Genomic DNA, 415 nt, shown 5'->3' with positions numbered 1-415 from the left:
GCCCGTATTGCGATGCGGATGGCGGCCAGAGTGACGCCGGCCATGAAGGTCTCGGCGTGTTTGTCGTAGCGGGTGGCCAGGCCCCTGTATTGCTTCAGTTTGTTGAAGAACCTCTCGATGATGTTGCGCCGCCGGTAGAGGGCGCGGTCGTTGGCGTGCGGCAGTTTTCGGGGCGCCTTGGCGGGGATGTTCGGGGTCGCGCCGCGGGCGCGGATCGTGGCGAGGATGGCGTTCGAATCATAGGCCTTGTCGGCCATGAGGATCTGCCCCGGCGCGAGCTGCGCGAGTATATCCCCCGCGACCTTGCTGTCGTGAACCTGTCCTGGCGTGAGCTTGAAAGCGACCGGTCGCCCGCGGCCGTCGACGAGCGCATGCAGCCTGGTCGTCAGCCCGCCCCGGGAACGTCCCACGCCAT

At 66.7% G+C, this 415-nt stretch carries 1 protein-coding gene; it reads right to left on the bottom strand.

Annotated elements, in window-relative coordinates; translation table 11 throughout:
* Window positions 1-415: IS5 family transposase (locus tag QMG28_RS20875; protein ID WP_281844152.1), on the bottom strand; the 415-nt coding region annotated here is incomplete at both ends.

The sequence above is a fragment of the Sinisalibacter aestuarii genome, assembly GCF_027923545.1.
Taxonomy (GTDB): Bacteria; Pseudomonadota; Alphaproteobacteria; order Rhodobacterales; family Rhodobacteraceae; genus Sinisalibacter; species Sinisalibacter aestuarii.
Note: the sequence above shows the minus strand (reverse complement) of the source record. Positions and strands in the feature narration are given on the sequence as shown.